Source organism: Neorhizobium sp. LMR1-1-1.1 (assembly GCF_040675795.1).
GTDB lineage: Bacteria > Pseudomonadota > Alphaproteobacteria > Rhizobiales > Rhizobiaceae > Neorhizobium > Neorhizobium cellulosilyticum.
Window position 1 is genome coordinate 329,324 of the sequence record NZ_JBEGHE010000047.1, and the last position, 16,945, is coordinate 346,268.

General features: G+C 59.3%; 7 protein-coding genes. 6 read left to right on the forward strand and 1 reads right to left on the reverse strand.

Going from position 1 to position 16,945, the window contains the following annotated elements; genetic code table 11:
- The first annotated feature begins 36 nt into the window (after window positions 1–36).
- Window positions 37–1,272: a metallophosphoesterase family protein gene (locus MRBLMR1_RS24955; RefSeq protein WP_183827031.1), complete on the forward strand. Its 1,236-nt coding sequence runs from the start codon at window positions 37–39 to the stop codon at window positions 1,270–1,272.
- Between the two features lie 2 nt (window positions 1,273–1,274).
- Window positions 1,275–4,727: an AAA family ATPase gene (locus MRBLMR1_RS24960; RefSeq protein ID WP_500066874.1), complete on the forward strand. Its 3,453-nt coding sequence runs from the start codon at window positions 1,275–1,277 to the stop codon at window positions 4,725–4,727.
- Here the strand turns inward: MRBLMR1_RS24960 and MRBLMR1_RS24965 are convergent.
- Complete coding sequence (locus MRBLMR1_RS24965; RefSeq protein ID WP_500066875.1) at window positions 4,704–5,552, reverse strand: DUF6030 family protein; 849 nt, start codon at window positions 5,550–5,552, stop codon at window positions 4,704–4,706. The two genes, MRBLMR1_RS24960 and MRBLMR1_RS24965, sit on opposite strands and share 24 nt — an antisense overlap.
- A 362-nt stretch (window positions 5,553–5,914) precedes the next feature.
- Here MRBLMR1_RS24965 and MRBLMR1_RS24970 point away from each other — a divergent pair, with 362 nt between their 5' ends.
- From MRBLMR1_RS24970 to MRBLMR1_RS24985, 4 genes are all read left to right on the forward strand, one after another.
- Window positions 5,915–7,093 (forward strand): polysaccharide biosynthesis/export family protein, encoded by a 1,179-nt coding sequence (locus MRBLMR1_RS24970; protein ID WP_183827499.1) that lies wholly within the window; start codon window positions 5,915–5,917, stop codon window positions 7,091–7,093.
- A gap of 177 nt (window positions 7,094–7,270) precedes the next feature.
- On the forward strand, window positions 7,271–14,701 hold the full coding sequence (locus MRBLMR1_RS24975) for a beta-ketoacyl synthase N-terminal-like domain-containing protein (protein WP_500066876.1): 7,431 nt from the start codon (window positions 7,271–7,273) through the stop codon (window positions 14,699–14,701).
- Between the two features lie 68 nt (window positions 14,702–14,769).
- Entirely contained in the window at window positions 14,770–16,125 is a 1,356-nt protein-coding gene (locus tag MRBLMR1_RS24980) for an aminotransferase class I/II-fold pyridoxal phosphate-dependent enzyme (protein ID WP_500066919.1), read from the forward strand.
- Window positions 16,126–16,141: 16 nt separating this feature from the next.
- A complete protein-coding gene (locus tag MRBLMR1_RS24985; RefSeq protein ID WP_500066877.1) occupies window positions 16,142–16,927 on the forward strand; it encodes an SDR family oxidoreductase in 786 nt (261 codons plus the stop codon).
- The last annotated feature ends 18 nt before the right edge of the window (window positions 16,928–16,945 follow it).

The following is a 16,945-nucleotide window of genomic DNA, read 5'->3' on the forward strand; positions in this document are numbered from 1 at the left end:
TCTGGCGTTCCTGATGTGTTCGCATGAGACGATTCGATGAGTTCCTTCCGCTTCATCCATGCCGCAGACCTGCATCTCGGCAGCCCTTTTCAGGGACTGGCCCTCAAGGATGCCGATCTCGCCGAGCTTTTTGTCGAGGCAAGCCGCAAGGCCTTTTCGGCGCTTGTCGATGAAGCGGTGGAGCGCAAGGTTGATTTCTTTATCGTCGCCGGCGACGTTTATGACGGCGACTGGAAGGACAACAAGATCGGCCTGTTCTTCAACCGCGAAGTGGCGCGGCTGGAACGCGCCGGCATCCCGGTCTTTCTGCTCAAGGGCAATCACGACGCCGAGAGTGTGATCACCAGAACCATCACGCTGCCGAAGAATGTTAGCGAGTTCCCGACCGGCAAGCCCGGCACCTTCCGGCTGGAGCATTTGAAGGTCGCGCTGCACGGACAAGGCTTCGCCGAACGCTCGGCGAATGAAAATCTTGCGCTCGCCTATCCAAGGCCCGAGGCCGGATGGTTCAATATCGGCGTGCTGCACACGTCGCTGACCGGCCGTGAGCCGCACGCGCCCTATGCGCCATGTTCCGTGGAAGACCTGCGCTCGCGCGGTTACGACTACTGGGCGCTCGGCCATGTCCATGATTTCGAAATCGTCGCGGAAGACCCGCTCGTGGTCTTTCCGGGCAACCTGCAGGGCCGCTCGATCCGCGAGACCGGAGCCAAGGGCGCCGTGCTCGTGACGGTCGAGGATGGCCGCATTGCCTATGAGCGCCTGATCACCGACAGCGCCCGCTTTGCCGAACTGACGATCGCAGTGGAAAGCGACGACACGGCTGCAGCCCTGCTGCGCCGTATCGAGGATGCAATCGAGCCTATCGCCGATGCCATGGAAGGCCGGCCGCTGGCGCTGCGTGTCCGCATCACCGGCAAGAGCCGTGTTCGAAAGCAGCTCCTGTCGAAGGCCGAGGATTTTCGCGATGAAGTGCAGGCCGCCTGCCATCGCGGCCATGCCGATATCTGGCTCGAAAAGCTCGACCTGCGTCTTGAGCCCGATGACCGAACATCCGAGCGCAACACCGGCACGCTTGGCCTCGATGGCCTTCTGACCATGGAAGGCTTCCCGCCGGAACTTCTGGAGGAGGCGTCTGCCCGCATAGCCGAAATCGCCGCCAGACTGCCGGGTGGCAGCGGGGCAGGGGATCTGCCGCTTGGCGATGATATCGATGTGCTTCTTGCCGAGGCGCGTGACCTTCTCGTTTCCCGCGCCGCGGAGGCCGGCTGACCATGCGTTTCGATCGTCTCGACATCCTGCGCTATGGCGCGCTCACTGACCGCCAGCTCGTCTTCCGCCCCGGCGCCAAGCTGCATATCGTCTACGGACCGAACGAAGCGGGCAAATCCTCCGCGCTCTCGGCCATCTCCGATCTGCTCTTCGGTTTTCCCGAACGCTCGACTTACGGTTTCTTGCATGATGTCGGTTCTTTGCGCATCGGAGCGCAGCTGACTGCACGCGACGGGCAGGAGCTCTCCTTCCGCCGCCGCAAGGGGCGCAAGAACACGCTGCTCGGACATTCCGATGCGGAAGAGAACCTCGCTGACGATGCGCTCGCACCCTATCTCGGAAATCTTTCCCGCGATGTGTTCGAACGCGCCTTCGGCCTCAATTCGGATTCGCTGCGCGCCGGTGGCGAGACCATGCTTAAAAGCGGTGGCGAGATCGGCAGCCTGCTGTTCTCCGCCGCTTCGGGCCTGACCGGCCTGTCCAGCCTGCGCAAGTCGCTGGATGCGGATGCGGACGCCATCTATTCTCAGCGCCGGTCGAAGGACCGCAGCTTTTATCAGGCTCTCGATGCCCATGATGCAGCCCGCAAGGCGGAGCGCGACAACGAGCTGAAGGCCGGCGACTGGAAGGCGCTGCTTAAGGAGGAGGCGGAACTCGGCTCCGAGATCCACACGCTCCAGCACGGGCGCGAAGAGACCAGGCGCGCGCTCGACCGTCTGCGCCGGCAAATCGCGCTTGAACCTCTATTACGCGAACTGGACCGCGAACGTGCGCTTCTGGCGCAGCACGAGGAGCTGGCCAGCCTGCCGGATGGTTTCGAGGAAAAGCTAGCGACGACGCTTAAAGCCGGGCAGGAAAATGCCGACGCGCTTGTTGCCTCCGAAAACGAGCTGACAAGGCTTCGTGAAGAGATCGACGCCATCAAGGTGGATGACGCGCTACTCGTCGCTGCACCGGACATTCTGGCAGCCTATGGCCGCAGCGGCGTCTATCTCAAGGCGAGGGAGGACATCGCGCGGGTTCGTGCCGAAGTGGACGATTTTGACCAGAAACTGCTGCAGGCTTCGCGCCGTCTCGGCTTCAGGGAATTTTCCGATCTTGAGCGCATGCAGCCGGCCGATGCCGATCTTGTCCGCCTTCGCCAACTGGTGGAAGAGGGCGGCGAACTCGATCGCGAGATGCGGCAGCTCCGCAAGCGCATCGACGAGGAAGCCGATGCGCTCCGCAAGCTCGAAGCCGATGCGCCGCTCGCCCGCATTGTCGACCCCAAGCCGCTGAGCGACCAGCTTGCCGCCCTGCGTCCCGAGATCGAGGAACTCGCCAATCTCGAAACGCTGAAAGTACGCGCCGCCCGCGCCAGGAGCGATCTCGATACAGCGTCAGCACGCCTTGATCCTCCTGTGCGGGATCTGGGCCTTCTTCTATCCGTTCCGCTGCCGGACATGGAGACGCTTGTTCATCATCGCCGCCTGATCGAAGCTGCAAGGCAGGAAAATGCGCAGGCAGTGCAAAAGCTCTTAAGTCTGAAGGGTGACGCGGATGAGCTTCAGGCCCAGCTTGCGCTTCTCGAAGGCGAGGGCAGGATCGTTTCGCGCGACACGATCGAGCTTGCACGACAGGAACGCGATGGCCTCATCGAGGCTCTGGCCTCCAACCCTTCAGACGTGGCTTTGCAGGCAGCAAAGTCTTCCGTGCAGGACGCGGATCGGCTAGCCGATATGGCGCTTTCCGATGCCGAACGCGTCTCGCGCCATGCGCAACTGACACTGCAACAGCGTAAAATTGCCGATGCGATTGCCGCGGCCGAACGCGCGGCCAAAGAGGCTGCTATTGCCGCTTCCGATGCGGTGACCGAGTTCGAAGATCTTTTCCACGCCGTTCCGGTGACGCCCGGCGCGCCCGAGCGCATGATCGAATGGCGCCGTATGGTCGATGGATTGCTGGCGCTTTCCTCCACCCTGAATGCCGCGGAAGACGACTACGAGATCCTGCGTTCACGGGAAGAGGCGGTGCGGCCGGCATTGGACGCTTTGGCAGACGCCACAGGCGCATCCTCCGGTGTCCTGCCACCGCGTAGCCTTGCACGGGAAATTTCGACTCGCCTGGAGGAAATCAGCCGTCAGTGGAGCGAGGGACGCACCATCGAGCGGATGCGCGATACGGCAAGCCAGACGCTGGCACGACTGGAAGCCGACGAGACGGATCTGCGCAAAAAGGTCGATCTCTGGCGATCCGGTTTCGCTGCCGCTGCCGCATCAGCCGGGCTTGCCGAAGATGCGACGATCGATATGGCCAATGCTGCGTTGGATATCTGGCGCACGCTGCCGGACCTTCTTTCCGAGAGACAGAACCGCAATCGGCGTGTGCGCGGCATGGCCCGCGACATGGAAGCCTTCGAGGGAGAGGTAGCCACCCTGTCGGGCTCGCTTGCGCCGGATCTCTGCTCCATCCCGGCAGATGTTGCGGCTGGCATGCTGAATGACCGTGTGACGAAGGCGCGCGCTGCCGATAACCAGCGCAAGACGCTGACGACTGCTCTGGAGCGCAACGAGCTTGCCCATGCCCGTTACATCACCGAGGCAGTCGGGCTGGATGCCCAACGGCAGAACTTGGCAGGTGCCGCTTCCGTTCAGCCGGATCAACTCACTGCGGTGCTTGTGGACCTTGTGGAGCGCAGAAAGCTTCTCGCGAGCGAGGAACTCTGCCGCAATCGTTTTATCGAGCAGGCGGATGGTCTGGACGAAGAGGCGGTGAGAGCCGCGTTGGTCGATTTTGACAGGATATCCGCCGTTGTCGAAATCGAGCGGCTGGAGGCCGAAGACAGCAGGCAGGTCAATCGTCTTGCCGATCTGCGCGCTGGCGAGGCGGATAATCTGCGGCGCAGGCAGGAGCTGGAAAAGGGCACCGGCGCCGAACGCGCCGTCTTCGAGAAACTGGCGGCCGAGCAGGAAGCCAAGGAGCTCGCCCGTCGCTGGGTGGTGCTGAAGCTCGCAGGGTCGCTGCTTTCCCATTCGATGGAAACCTATCGCCAGCAGCAGGCCGATCCTGTCATGACACGCGCCGGTGAGGTGTTTTCCGATTTGACGGGCGGCCGGTTCGCTCGCCTCATTCAGGTCTATGATGATAACGATGAGCTGCAACTGGCTGTCGAGCGCAAGACCGGCGAGCGGGTGCCGCTTTCCGGATTGAGTGAGGGAACCGGCGATCAACTGTATTTGGCGCTTCGGCTTGCGTTTCTTCAGGACTATTGCGCTCGCAATGAACCGGCGCCGCTCGTGCTGGATGATATCTTCCAGACATTCGATGATGAACGTACGGCAGCTGGCCTTCGGACGCTGGCAGAATCGAGTGGCGCGTTCCAGTCGATCCTATTCACCCACCAGACGAGTTTGATGGATACCGCGCGGCGTGAACTGGGCGATGATGTTGATCTAGTTAGGCTGGATCGGGCGTGACAAGGTCCGTTGCTGCAAAGGCAGGCATTCGATCGGAAAGCGCACGATCGAGGAATGCATCGCGGCACCATTCGACGATACTGCCGATTGGCCACATGTCGAGGTCTCGGGCAACTGCGTGATCAAAAGGTTGAAACGTCGATCATCGTCCCTCTCGCGCTCGTAGCTGACACGGTAGCCGTCGAATCGCGACGAAAAGCTGAGACCCGTTCTGATCCGGTCATAGAGGTAATGTAGGTTCTCCGGTGCCATTTCGATCCCGAAACGATCGATTGATCGGGCCACCAGCTTGAACATTTCATCGTCCTTTCCTGGGTCGAGTAGGCTGAGCTTGAGACGAAACGTGCGGAACGTGCTGGACGATGCTCCCTTGACTTGGATGAATAGCACCGAAGGCTCCGGCGTTGTGCCGCGTTGCGTCGAAAACAGGCATTCCCAATCACCTCCGGCTGCCTGGAAACTGGAGGCCAAGCCATCCTCACCCAGACGCTCGCATCGCTCGTGGGCTGTCCGATGCGGGAGCATACGCAGCCGGTCGTGCAGGCCGGCAACGGGCCGGATGAGTCGCGGCGGCGCATCGATGAGCAGCGTCGTGCGGCGCGCGCGCAAAGCAGGCGGCGGCGAAGCGGCAAAAGGCCGCGCGAGGTATTTGTCCATTCCAAGCCATGTCACCAGTCGTTGGTAGTTGCGTCCGTCATTGACGGAAAGAACGATACCAAATAGCAGCGCAAGGCCGACGGCCAGCAAGGCGCCGAATGCCTTTGCTGCTTGATGCCGTCTTCGAAGGCGCATCAGAGGCGTTAAGAGTTCCGCCTTGTCCGCCAAGGAAATAGCTCCGTTTCAAGTCGATATGCCGACAAGCTTTGGCATATTGGACGGGTTCGTGTCCAAGTATGATTCGCGACAATGGTGAGCGGGAAGCGCCATCCTCACATCAGTCACGCAAATTCGGAAGCGCCGTTAACCACATTAATTAGTAAGCATTTAAGTCAACTTTTTTAGTTTCGCTTTTGAATATCAGTTCGCTGGTGACTATGGCTTTAAAACCGCACCGGATTTTATTTTCCGGGAAGCCCGAGCCATGCAGCTTGTCGTTCGTCGTCCGGTGTGCTTTCAAGGACGTCAAATTCTGGATTGGGCGGAAGCAGTTCTGTGCCGCGTACGATCCTGACCTGGAGTATCGAGATTTGGTTCGAGTGACTGCGATCGTGATTTGTGCCGCCTTGGCCGGATGTCAGGCGGTGCCTGGTGAAGGTCCTCTTGCCTCCGCGATCAACGAGGATGCCGGCCGTTCTCCGGCCGACATCGGGCGCGTTAACGCAGCGGTGTTCGATATCGTTGATGTCGACAATCACACTGCAAGACTGGTTTCGGATTATGTTTCGACGGCGTTGAAGCGCCGATTCGGTATCGGAGGAGGTCCGGGCAGGGCTGTCATCGGAATCGGTGACCAGTTGAAGGTCACCATCTTCGAAGCCGGTGCCGACGGACTGTTCTCGACCAGTGAGCAAAAGCAGACTCCAATTGAAATCGTTGTGCAGCCCGATGGCACAGCCGCGATACCATATGTGGGTACCGTGCGATTTGCCGGCCGCACTCTTGAAGAGGCGCGCCAGCAAATTCTGTCATCTCTGAAGAGCAAGGCTGTCGAACCCGACGTCATCATTGCTATGGGAGACACACCATCCCGCTCGGTAACAGTCGCCGGCGCGGTAAATCGTTCGGCGCAGATCTCGCTTAATCTGAGCGGTGAGCAGATCACCGACGTAATCGCCAAGGCGGGCGGCCCGACATCACAGCCATACGAATCCTACGTGACGCTCGTACGCGGCAAGCGAACCGGCACGGCGCTTCTGAAGTCGATTGTAGAGAATCCGTCAGAGAACATCTACGTTCAGCCCGGTGACCAGATTTTCGTTACCAAGGATCCTCGAACCTTTACGCTCCTCGGTGCCGTCAAAAGCAATTCTCGCATTGATTTCGGTGCGAACGATCTGAACCTTCTGGAAGCAGTAGCACTCGGCCGCGGCGGTAATGACGAAACTGTCAATGCAAAGGGCTTTTTCCTTTTCCGCTACGAGGATCCGGAAGTGGTCGTTGGTCTCCTGGGTAAGCGCCGTTTCGACGAACTCACCCATAAGGGAATGCAGGCTGATAAGGAAGGGCGTTATCCGATCGTCTACAGGTTCGATATGAGCCATCCGGACAGCATGCTTGTCGGCCAGACCTTCCCTGTCAAAAGCCGTGACGTGATTTACGCATCACGACATCCGGCCGTCGACCTGACGAAATTCCTTCGCGTTATTGGCGCGCCAGTGGGGATCGCCGTCCAGGGTGCCTCGATCTCAAATAATTTGAGTGATTGACGGTGCGATCTGCCGCATCCGCACTGGATTTTTGATTGTGCTTAACTTTGTGTTGTCACCTAGAAGTAGTGGTTTGTTCTGCTTTTTTGGTGACAAGCGCGGGTAAGTATGTTGTTAAAGTCGGTGTCGGCTTAATCTGCAGTAGCTATTATAGCTATGACTAACGTAAGAGTGACGATGACGATAGAAGTAATTGGCCGAGCCTGCGTTGCGCCCGGTGCCAGCTCCATCGAAGAGTTGCAGCAAGTTCTCCGAACCGGTCGTTGCACCGTCACGCAAATCCCAGCCGATCGGTGGGAACTGGCTCGTTTCTGGCATCCTACTCAAGGGACACCCGGGAAGACCTATACCTTTGCAGCCGGTGTCATCGACGCGGTCTATGATTTCGATCCCGCTGTCTTCGGTCTTTCGCAGCGTGAGGCCATGCAGATGGATCCTCAGCAACGCATCCTGCTGACGCTTGTTTGGAAGGCACTTGAGGATGCCAACCTGCCGGTAAGCACGCTCTCGAAGCAAAAGGTTGGGGTCTATATCGGGGCCTCAAGCCTCGACAGCGGTAACCTTTCGGCCGAAGATCCGGCTTCAGGCAGCCCGTATTTCATGACGGGCAATACGCTTTCGATTGTCTCCAACCGCATCTCTCACGTCTTTGGCTTGAACGGCCCAAGCATGACGATCGATACGGCGTGCTCCTCCTCACTGGTCGCGTTGGACCAGGCGACGCGTGCGCTGGAGCGTGGCGATATCGACACTGCAATTGTCGGTGGCGTCAACCTTCTCGTCCATCCGCTTTCCTTCGTCGGCTTCGCTCAGGCGCGCATGCTTTCGCCGGAAGGTCTCTGCCGTGCTTACGACACCAACGGCCAGGGTTATGTGCGTGCTGAGGGCGGCGCTGTAGTCGTTCTTCGCCGCAGCGATGTCGCGCGTCAGCAGCATGATCGCAGTTATGCCAGAATCCACGCGACCGGCGTCAATTCTTCCGGCCGCACCAACGGCATCAGTCTTCCGTCGCGCGAGGCGCAGGCCGACCTGCTCAGTTCCATCTACAAGGGCCACGGCATTGACGTGAACCGCGTCGCCTTCATCGAAGGTCACGGAACCGGAACGCGCGTCGGCGATCCCGCCGAAGTCTGGGCAATCGGTAATGTCATCGGCCAGAAACGCCGCGCTCCGCTTCCGATCGGCTCGATCAAGTCCAATATCGGTCACACCGAGCCGGTTTCCGGTTTGTTTGGTCTGTTCAAGGCCATGCTGGCTCTGGAGAACGATTATCTTCCTGCGACGCTGCATATTGAAACGGCGAATGAGGACATCGATTTCGATGCACTCAACGTAAGGGTCAATACATCTGCCATCAAATTGCTTCCGGCAAAAGAAGCGCGACTTGTGGGCATCAACTCCTTCGGTTTCGGCGGCACCAATGCGCACGTCGTTATCGGCGATCCAGAGCCGGCAACACAGGCGGACTCACCGGCCAAGGGCGACAATCTCCTGTTCTTGGCGAGCGCGCACAGCGCAGGTGCGCTCGAAAGCCTGTTAAAGGATTACCAAGCACATCTTTCCGCCGCTACGCCCGAAAAAGCACGCCGCATCATCGCCGCGACGACGACGAACCGTGATGCGTTGAAATATCGGTTTGCAGTCGATACTCGAGGCGAGCGCGGCGTTCTCGATGCGATCAAGACGCATCTTGCCGGCGATGCTTCCGATGGGGAACGTGGCGAAGCTCCGTCCCTGCTTGGCAAAATAGCCTTCGTGTTTTCCGGAAATGGTGCGCAATGGGCCGGGATGGGGGTAGAAGCCTACCGCGCAAACCCTCATTTCCGCCAGTATTTCCAATCCTTCAGCGCGTTGTTCGAATACCACCTCGGTGAAAAGCTGACGGACCTCATCGTCGCGGACAATCTCGGGGCCCGTTTGGCTGATGCGACGATTGCGCAGCCGCTGCTGTTTGCCGTGCAGGCTTCGCTTTCGGACAGCCTCAGTGCCTACGGCATCAGGCCCGATGTTGTGTTCGGTCACTCCGTCGGCGAGATTGCTGCAGCTTATGCTTCCAAGGCATTGACCGCTGCCGAAGCCGTTGCGATCGTCTCCAAACGTTCGCACTCACAGCATCTGTTTGCCGGGCAGGGCAAGATGGCTGCAGCCGTAATGAGCGAAGAGGCTGCCGTGGTCTTCGCCAGAAATCACGGGCTGGACGACATTCATGTGGCGGCGGTAAACGCGCCGAATTCTGTCACGATTTCTGGGCCGGCTGCGGAAATACAGGCTTTCCGGGATGCTGCTCGCAAGACGCAGACTGTCGTCCATATTCTCGACATCAATTATCCCTTCCATCATCCGATCATCGACAGCGCCCGTGACGGTTTCCTTTCGGAACTGCCGGCGATCGAGCCTCAGGCTGCTGCTTGTACATTCATTTCCACCGTGACCGGCGGGATCTTTGACGGGCGCAGCCTTGATGCTGAATACTGGTGGCACAACGTGCGCGAGCCTGTGCTTTTCCGCTCGGCGACAGAAGCTGCGCTCGATCTTGGCTGCAATCTGTTTATCGAGATTTCGCCGCGCACGATCCTGTCGAACTACGTCTCGGAAATTGCCAAGAGCAAGGCTCAGCCAGCCACGGTAATCGGTTCGCTTCAGCGCGAAACGCTTGTCGAGGGGAGGGATCCGATCGCTCGCGCGTTCGCCCGCGCCATCGCCCACGGCGCGGTTCCTGCACAATCCAGACATTCGGGAAAACGCAGCCCCGTCATCGATCTGCCGCCGTTGCCATTCGAACCGACCGAGTTGAAAGTGCCGGCCACGACGGATGAGATCGATATGTTCGGTCGGGATTTCAAGAACAGCTACACGCTGCTCGGCTGGCGGAATGATCCGAACGGTTCGCATTGGAAGAACCATGTCGACGCCTTGCTCTTCCCGGATCTGGCGGAACATGTGGTCGATGGCCGCGCGATCCTTCCGGGGGCCGGGTTCCTGGAGATTGCGGTCACCGCTGCCCAAGCCCATTTCGGCACCGACGAGGTCGAGGTTTCCAATATGGAAATCGTTCGGCCATTGGAGCTACGCCCAGATCGGATGCTGGAGCTTTCGACGCTTCTTTCTCCGGAAACCGGCAATATCGAGATCCGCTCCCGCGAACGGTTGAGCAGTGATGACTGGACCATTCATGCCGTCGGCCGTTGTCGGCGGCCGGTGGATGAAGAAATCCATCAGGTTGAAATCGCGACATCTGCCGAAGGCGGTGATAGCCTCTCGTCTGTTCAGGTTTATGAAACAGCCGAACGCTTCGGCCTGCAATATGGGCCTCGCTTCCAGCTTCTGTCGAGAGCTGTGGCTTTGGGCGATAACGTTGTCGACGTTGAACTCAGAGAAGCAGCGGAACCTGCGCATCCATATATCGGCTACAACCTCAATCCGTTCTCTGTCGATGCTGCCTTCCATGGTCTTGTTGCACTGTTTGACCGGCTTTCCGGCACGGAGACTGGCTCTCCCTATATTCCGGTTCGCTTCGGCTCGATCCGGGTCACGGGCAAGGGGCGAGCGATTGCCAGGGCAAGGATAGAGATCGAACGGTTCAGCAGCTTCTCGATCAAGGTGAATTTCCGCTTGTTCGATGCTGCCGGTCAACAGATTGCCATCCTCTCGGATTGCCGTTTCCGCCGCACGTCTCTGCGTCGCCATCATACTTTGGATACGGTGGCTTTCCACTTCGACGCCGTCCCGAGTGCGCTTCTTGCAATATCCGAACCGCCAGCTACAAAATTGCCGGCCCTGACCGATTTTGCATCCTCGGATGCGAAGGACAATGCATCGTTGATGATCGATGCAGCCATCTATCGGGCATGCCACGAGATTGCCTTGTCGCTCGCTGGTGACAATGGGACGCTCCTTTCTGCCACTTTGCCGGGAGACACGGATTTCCGTGCATTCCTGACATCCTGCCTGTTCACATTGGAGGATGCGGGTATCGCGGTCTCCTCCGGAGAAGGCTGGACGGTGCCCAGGGAGTTCTCTTTCCCGAGCATCGAAGAACTGATCCAGGAAATCTACCGGGAGGACTCTTCGCGTGTCGCTGAGGTCGTTCTGGTCAACGACGTCTACCGTGATGCGCTCGAACGTCTTTCCCTGTCCGGAAAATCAGTCGATGCTGAAGACGAAAATGCGCACAATGTCAGCGAAGCAACGCTGGACCATGTTCTCGTTCACTCTCCGCTAGGTCACCGCCGTGCCGAAACCGGCTTCGATCTGACGCAACGTTTCTGTGACGAAAACTCCGGAGAAATCCGTTTTATCGTAGAACTCGGCACAACCAGCCAGTCTGCCTGCACACGGCTTGCCGGTCTGGCGGCATCCATCGGCGCGACGCTGGTGATCGCGGAGCCGAAGGAAAATGCGCGTCGCATGCTGGAACTGGCGTTCGAGCGGAATGTGCATGTTTCCGTTGTTGAACCCCGGGCTCTTGCCAGCCTCGAGCGTGTTGATCTGATCGTTGCAGGCGGCTTGTCCAGCCAGCTTATGCTGACCGGTGACGAAGATGTTCGCCAGGCTCTTCGTTCCGCTGCAGCAAAAGGAGCAGCGATCGTTTTCGCCGATCGCGCTCCCTCGGCGTTCAACGACTTCGCATTCGGGTTGTCGGACGGATGGTTCGCGGCAAGTCAGTCTGCGGATTTCCCCGTTGGTCAACTTGCCACCGCAGCGCAGGTCGAGACACTTCTGTCTGATCTCGGCTTTGAGGCTGCGTCGGTGAAGGATATGCAGCTGGACGAGGGGGCTCTTGTGCTCGCCATTGCCCAATCCCGCGCCAAAACCGAGGCTGTGCTGACGGAAGCGGATAGGGGCAGGCTGATCGTTGTTGCCGAACAGGCATCCGAACAGATGCTGGCGTCTTCCTTTGTCGATGCCGCTATCGTTCAGGCGACCGAGGCTGAACGTGCGCTGGAACTGGTGCCGGAAGACTCGAAATCACCCGTTTGCATCGTTTATCTTGCCGATCGCGGCATCGAACAGGCCGTTTCGGCACTTGAGATTGCAAGACTGTCGCGCTTCAAGGCTCTTGCCGAGGGGATGACGCGGCAGGCAAATGGTTCGACGGGCAGGCCACGGCTTATCGTGCTGGCACCGGGTGGCTCTCCGCTTGCGGGAGAAAACAGTGATGCGGCTAACGCCGGTTTGTGGACATTCGCCCGTGTTCTGCAGAACGAGTATGATGCCGTCGACATTCACATGATCGATGCCGAAGGCGATGAAGCGGTTGCCCTTGTTGATCGGATCGCCACGCTCACAAGCGCCAATCGCGAGTGGCTTCTGGGCGAACATGGCCTCCTGGAAATCCGCGCGGCCTCCGGCCCGTCCGCTGGCCGCGATGGAACCACGTCCGATTTCGAGGCTGCGACCATCCACCAGCTCACCAGCGGTCGCGTCGATAGCATCATCTGGCAAAGCTGTGCGCTTCAGGAACCCGGTGCGGACGGGGTCATCATCGCTGTTGAGGCTGCTGGTCTCAACTTCCGAGATGTCATGTGGTCCATGGGTCTGTTGCCTGAAGAAGCGCTTGAAGACGGTTTTGCCGGAGCGACGATCGGGATGGAAATGGCCGGTCGCGTCGAGCGCGTCGGCTCAGCCGTCGCGGACTTGAAGCCTGGCGATCGCGTAATGGGCATCGGCCCGGCCGCTTTCTCGACCCATGTTCGTGTCCGCCGCGATGGGGTTACGAAATTCCCGGATAGGCTCGATTTTGCCGCCGCCGCAACTGTACCGGTCGCGTTCCTGACAGCCTATTATGCCATGGTTCAGCTCGGCCATATCGAACCGGGCGAGACGATCCTCATTCACGGTGCCGCTGGCGGTGTCGGTCTTGCCGCTCTGCAGATCGCTAAGCTGAAAGGTGCAAAGGTCATCGCCACGGCCGGTACGGTCGAAAAACGCCGCTTTCTTGAAGCGCTCGGCGCAGATCATATCTTCGACAGCCGCTCGCTGGATTTCGTATCTCGCGTTCGTGCGGTCACAAATGGCGAAGGTGTCGATCTAGTCTTGAACTCGCTCTTCTCCGAAGCGATGGAGCGAAGCCTCGAGCTGGTAAAACCCTTCGGCCGCTTCCTTGAACTCGGCAAGCGCGATTATTATTCCGACCGCAAGATCGGCCTGCGTCCGTTCCGCCGCAACATAAGTTATTTCGGCATCGACGCCGATCAGCTTTTGGTCAATCTGCCGAAGATCACCAAGCGGATCTTCGCCGAGATCGGTGAACTGTTCCAGAGCGGCGAACTTGTGCCTCTGCCTTATCGTGCCTTCGGTTACGACGAGATCGGCAGTGCCTTCCGGCTGATGCAGAATGCCGGCCAGATCGGCAAGATCGTCATTCGTCCGCCAGTTCGTGGCAAGGATCGGGTGGTTGTCGCCAGCGACCGGACATTGCGCTTCAGTGGCGAGGGTGGCTTTCTCGTTGCTGGTGGCATCGGTGGTTTCGGCCTCGTTGCAGCCGACTGGCTCGTCAACAGGGGCGCGCGCCGCATTGCGCTCTGCTCCCGCCGTGGTATCGCCGATGAGGCGACGATCAAGGCGATTGAGAAGTGGGCTGCCCTCGGCGTCGTCGCAACGCTGCATGCCTGCGACATCACCAACGAGCAGGCTCTCTCCGCTCTTCTGTCCGAATTGCGCGCCGCGGCTCCGATCAAGGGTATCATCCACGCCGCCATGGTGCTGGACGATGCCTTGCTGTCGAACCTGACCGATGACCGCAATCGACCGGTTGTGGACGTCAAGGTTCGCGGTGCTGAACTGCTGGACAAGCTGACCCGTGACGATGATCTTGAGCTTTTCCTGTTGTTCTCGTCTGCCACGACCATGCTCGGTAACCCCGGACAGGCCAACTATGTTATCGCCAACGGCTACCTCGAAGGGCTTGCACGCATGCGCCGCGCGGCCGGCCGTCCGGCTCTGGCCGTCGGTTTCGGTGCGATTGCCGATACGGGTTTCCTCGCTCGCAACGCCGAGGTCAACGAGCTTCTTTCGAAGAGGATAGGCAAGACCGCAATGAAGGCGCGCGATGCGCTCGAGCAGGTCGAGAACTATCTGGTGAGCGAGACTGGGAGCATCGATGGTGCGGCGGTAATGATCGCCGAAGTGGACTGGAACGCAGTCCGCATGCTGCCGATCGCGACGGCAAGCGTGTTCGAGACCGCAATGCGGGCCGCTGGCAATGCGCAATCATCTGCCGATGGCGATCAGATAGATCTCGAAGCGCTGATCTACGGCAAGTCCGCCGATGAGGCTCAGTCTATCCTGCACAAGATCGTGGCTGCCGAGATCGCCGCGATCCTTCGTGTCACCGAAGACAGTATCACGCCGGAAAAGGTCCTCAAGGATGTCGGCCTCGACAGCCTGATGGCGATGGAACTCGGTATGAGCTTCCAGCAGAAGACCGGATTTGATATTCCCTTGAGCGGTGTTGGTGAGGATACGACGGTGAGTGACGTGGTCACGCGCCTTCGCGAAAGGGTTTCGAAACGTAGTGGCGGGGAGGAGGAGGCTCCGCAGGACGAGGTGCTCGACCGTCTGGTCAAGAGCCACTCGACCCAAAGCCAGAAAGCAGCTGCTCAGTGACAGAGAAAGACAAGCCGGAAACGACAGTGCCTCCCGTGGGGGGCGCGAAGCTTGGTTTTCTGGAAAAAATGCGGCAGACCAGTGAAGTGTCCGGCCGCAATCGCGAAGCGCGCCTGAACCGTCAACCACAGGCTCCGCTTCGCCAGAACCTGAAATTCGATCAGCTTCCCGAATACCAGCGGGTATTGACCCAACGGAAGGTCGGAGAAGTGATCGGGGTGGACAACCCGTTCTATCGCTCCCACGACGTGGCGGCTGGTGCCACCACCGTCATGGCTGGCAGGAACTTTGCCAACTTCGCCTCTTACGACTATCTCGGGACGAATACGGATCCGAAGGTTACAAGCCGAGCCAAGGAAGCGATCGATCGTTACGGCATTTCCGCTTCCGCCAGCCGTCTCGTGGCCGGCGAGCGTCCCGTCCACACAGAACTTGAGGCAACCCTGGCCGAGGTTTATGGCGTCGAGGCGGCAGTTTGCTTCGTCAGCGGCTATCTGACCAATGTTGCAGCCATCAGCTGCATCGTTGGCCCGCAGGATCTCGTCGTCCATGATGAGTTCATCCATAATAGTGCGCTTGCAGGGATCAAGCAGTCGGGCGCGACGCGCCGGCTCTTCCGTCACAACGATGTCGATAATCTCGAAACCGTGCTGAAGACGCTGTCGTCGGAGTTCCGCCGGGTCCTCGTCATCGTCGAGGGCGTCTATTCGATGGACGGCGATATTGCCGACCTGCCTAGACTGTTGGAATTGCGCAGTCGTTACGGTTTCTGGCTGATGGTCGACGAGGCCCATGCGCTAGGCGTTCTGGGCAAGACGGGCAGGGGCACGTTCGAGCATTTCGACGTCGATCCGCAGGAAGTCGATATCTGGATGGGAACGCTGTCCAAGACGACGTCCAGCTGCGGCGGCTATATTGCCGGCTCGCAGGCACTTGCGGATATCCTCAAGGCCGAGGCAGGCGGATTCGTCTACAGCGTCGGGCTCGCACCTGTCCTGGCAGCAGCAGCAAAGGCTGGTCTCGACATTCTGCGCAGCGAGCCGGAACGGACTGAAAAGCTTCACCGCAACGGCGCGCTGTTTCTGCAAGAAGCCAGGAAGGCTGGCCTCGACACAGGTCTCAGCGTCGGATTTTCGGTTGTTCCGGTTCTCGTGGGCGACTCGCTTAGGGCAGTGCAGTTGTCTAACGAGCTTCTGGAAGATGGCGTCAACGCACTGCCAATCATCCATCCGGCTGTACCGGAGGGGCAGGCGCGCCTGCGTTTCTTCATTACCTGCAACCACACTGACGATCAGATTAGACACGCCGTTGAAGCAACTGCGCGTCGGCTGAAGGCCTTGCAGGAACGTAATTTCGGTCTGGCATCGCTGAACATGGAGCAGATGATGCAGCTTTCACCACTGCTTCAATCGCCCAACAGCTGACTTCGGGGGCACGGCCATGCATGTCGTCGTAACCGGGGGATCGAGCGGCATCGGACTTGAAGTTGCGAAGGTATACGCCCGGCGTGGTGCGTCCGTTTCATTGATCGCCCGCAACCTCGATCGCCTGGAAACGGCTCGCAGCGAGATAGAGAAATCTTCCGGGGGAAGGGCAAAGGTCTTTTTCGCGGCCGGCGACGCAGCTGTCTGCACTGAGATGTCGTCTGCAATCATGGCCTGCGAGGCAGCCAATGGGCCATGCGATATTCTTGTCGCCTCGGCCGGCGTGGTGGAGCCGGGCTGGTTCCACGAGCAGGCGCCTGAACTGTTCGAGAGCCAATGGCAGACCAACTTCGTGGGGGTGGTCAACGCCGTGAGGGCCGTTTATGCGGGCATGAGAAGCCGCGGGGCAGGGCGCATTATGATCGTTTCCTCAGCTGCTGCCTTTATCGGCATCCCTGCCTACGCCGCCTATTGCAGCTCAAAATCAGCCCTGGTGGGGTTTGCGGATTCCCTCAGACTGGAAGCAATGCCAAAGGGTATAACGGTCGGCGTCTGTTTCCCTCCCGATACCGACACGCCTCAGCTTTCCCGTGAGCTTGAAAGCCGGCCGAAGGAGGCTGAGTTGCTGATGGGTCGTATCAAGCCGAGACAAGCGCAAGAGATTGCGGAAAGACTCGTTTCCGGCATCGACCGACGCAGTGCTCATGTTTATTTCACGGCGTCGATCTCAGCGCTTGCCCTGTTTGGTCCTCTCGCAAAACCATTTGTCGAGATCTGGTATCGGCTGAGATTGGGCAGATAGGACAAAGAGCCGTCACCC

Excerpts from the sequence above, each read along its gene's own strand:
- MRBLMR1_RS24985 (WP_500066877.1), top strand. The coding sequence starts at position 16,142 with ATGCATGTCGTCGTAACCGGGGGATCGAGCGGCATCGGACTTGAAGTT.
- MRBLMR1_RS24975 (WP_500066876.1), top strand. The coding sequence starts at position 7,271 with ATGACGATAGAAGTAATTGGCCGAGCCTGCGTTGCGCCCGGTGCCAGC.
- MRBLMR1_RS24960 (WP_500066874.1), top strand. The coding sequence starts at position 1,275 with ATGCGTTTCGATCGTCTCGACATCCTGCGCTATGGCGCGCTCACTGAC.
- MRBLMR1_RS24980 (WP_500066919.1), top strand. The coding sequence starts at position 14,770 with ATGCGGCAGACCAGTGAAGTGTCCGGCCGCAATCGCGAAGCGCGCCTG.
- MRBLMR1_RS24955 (WP_183827031.1), top strand. The coding sequence starts at position 37 with ATGAGTTCCTTCCGCTTCATCCATGCCGCAGACCTGCATCTCGGCAGC.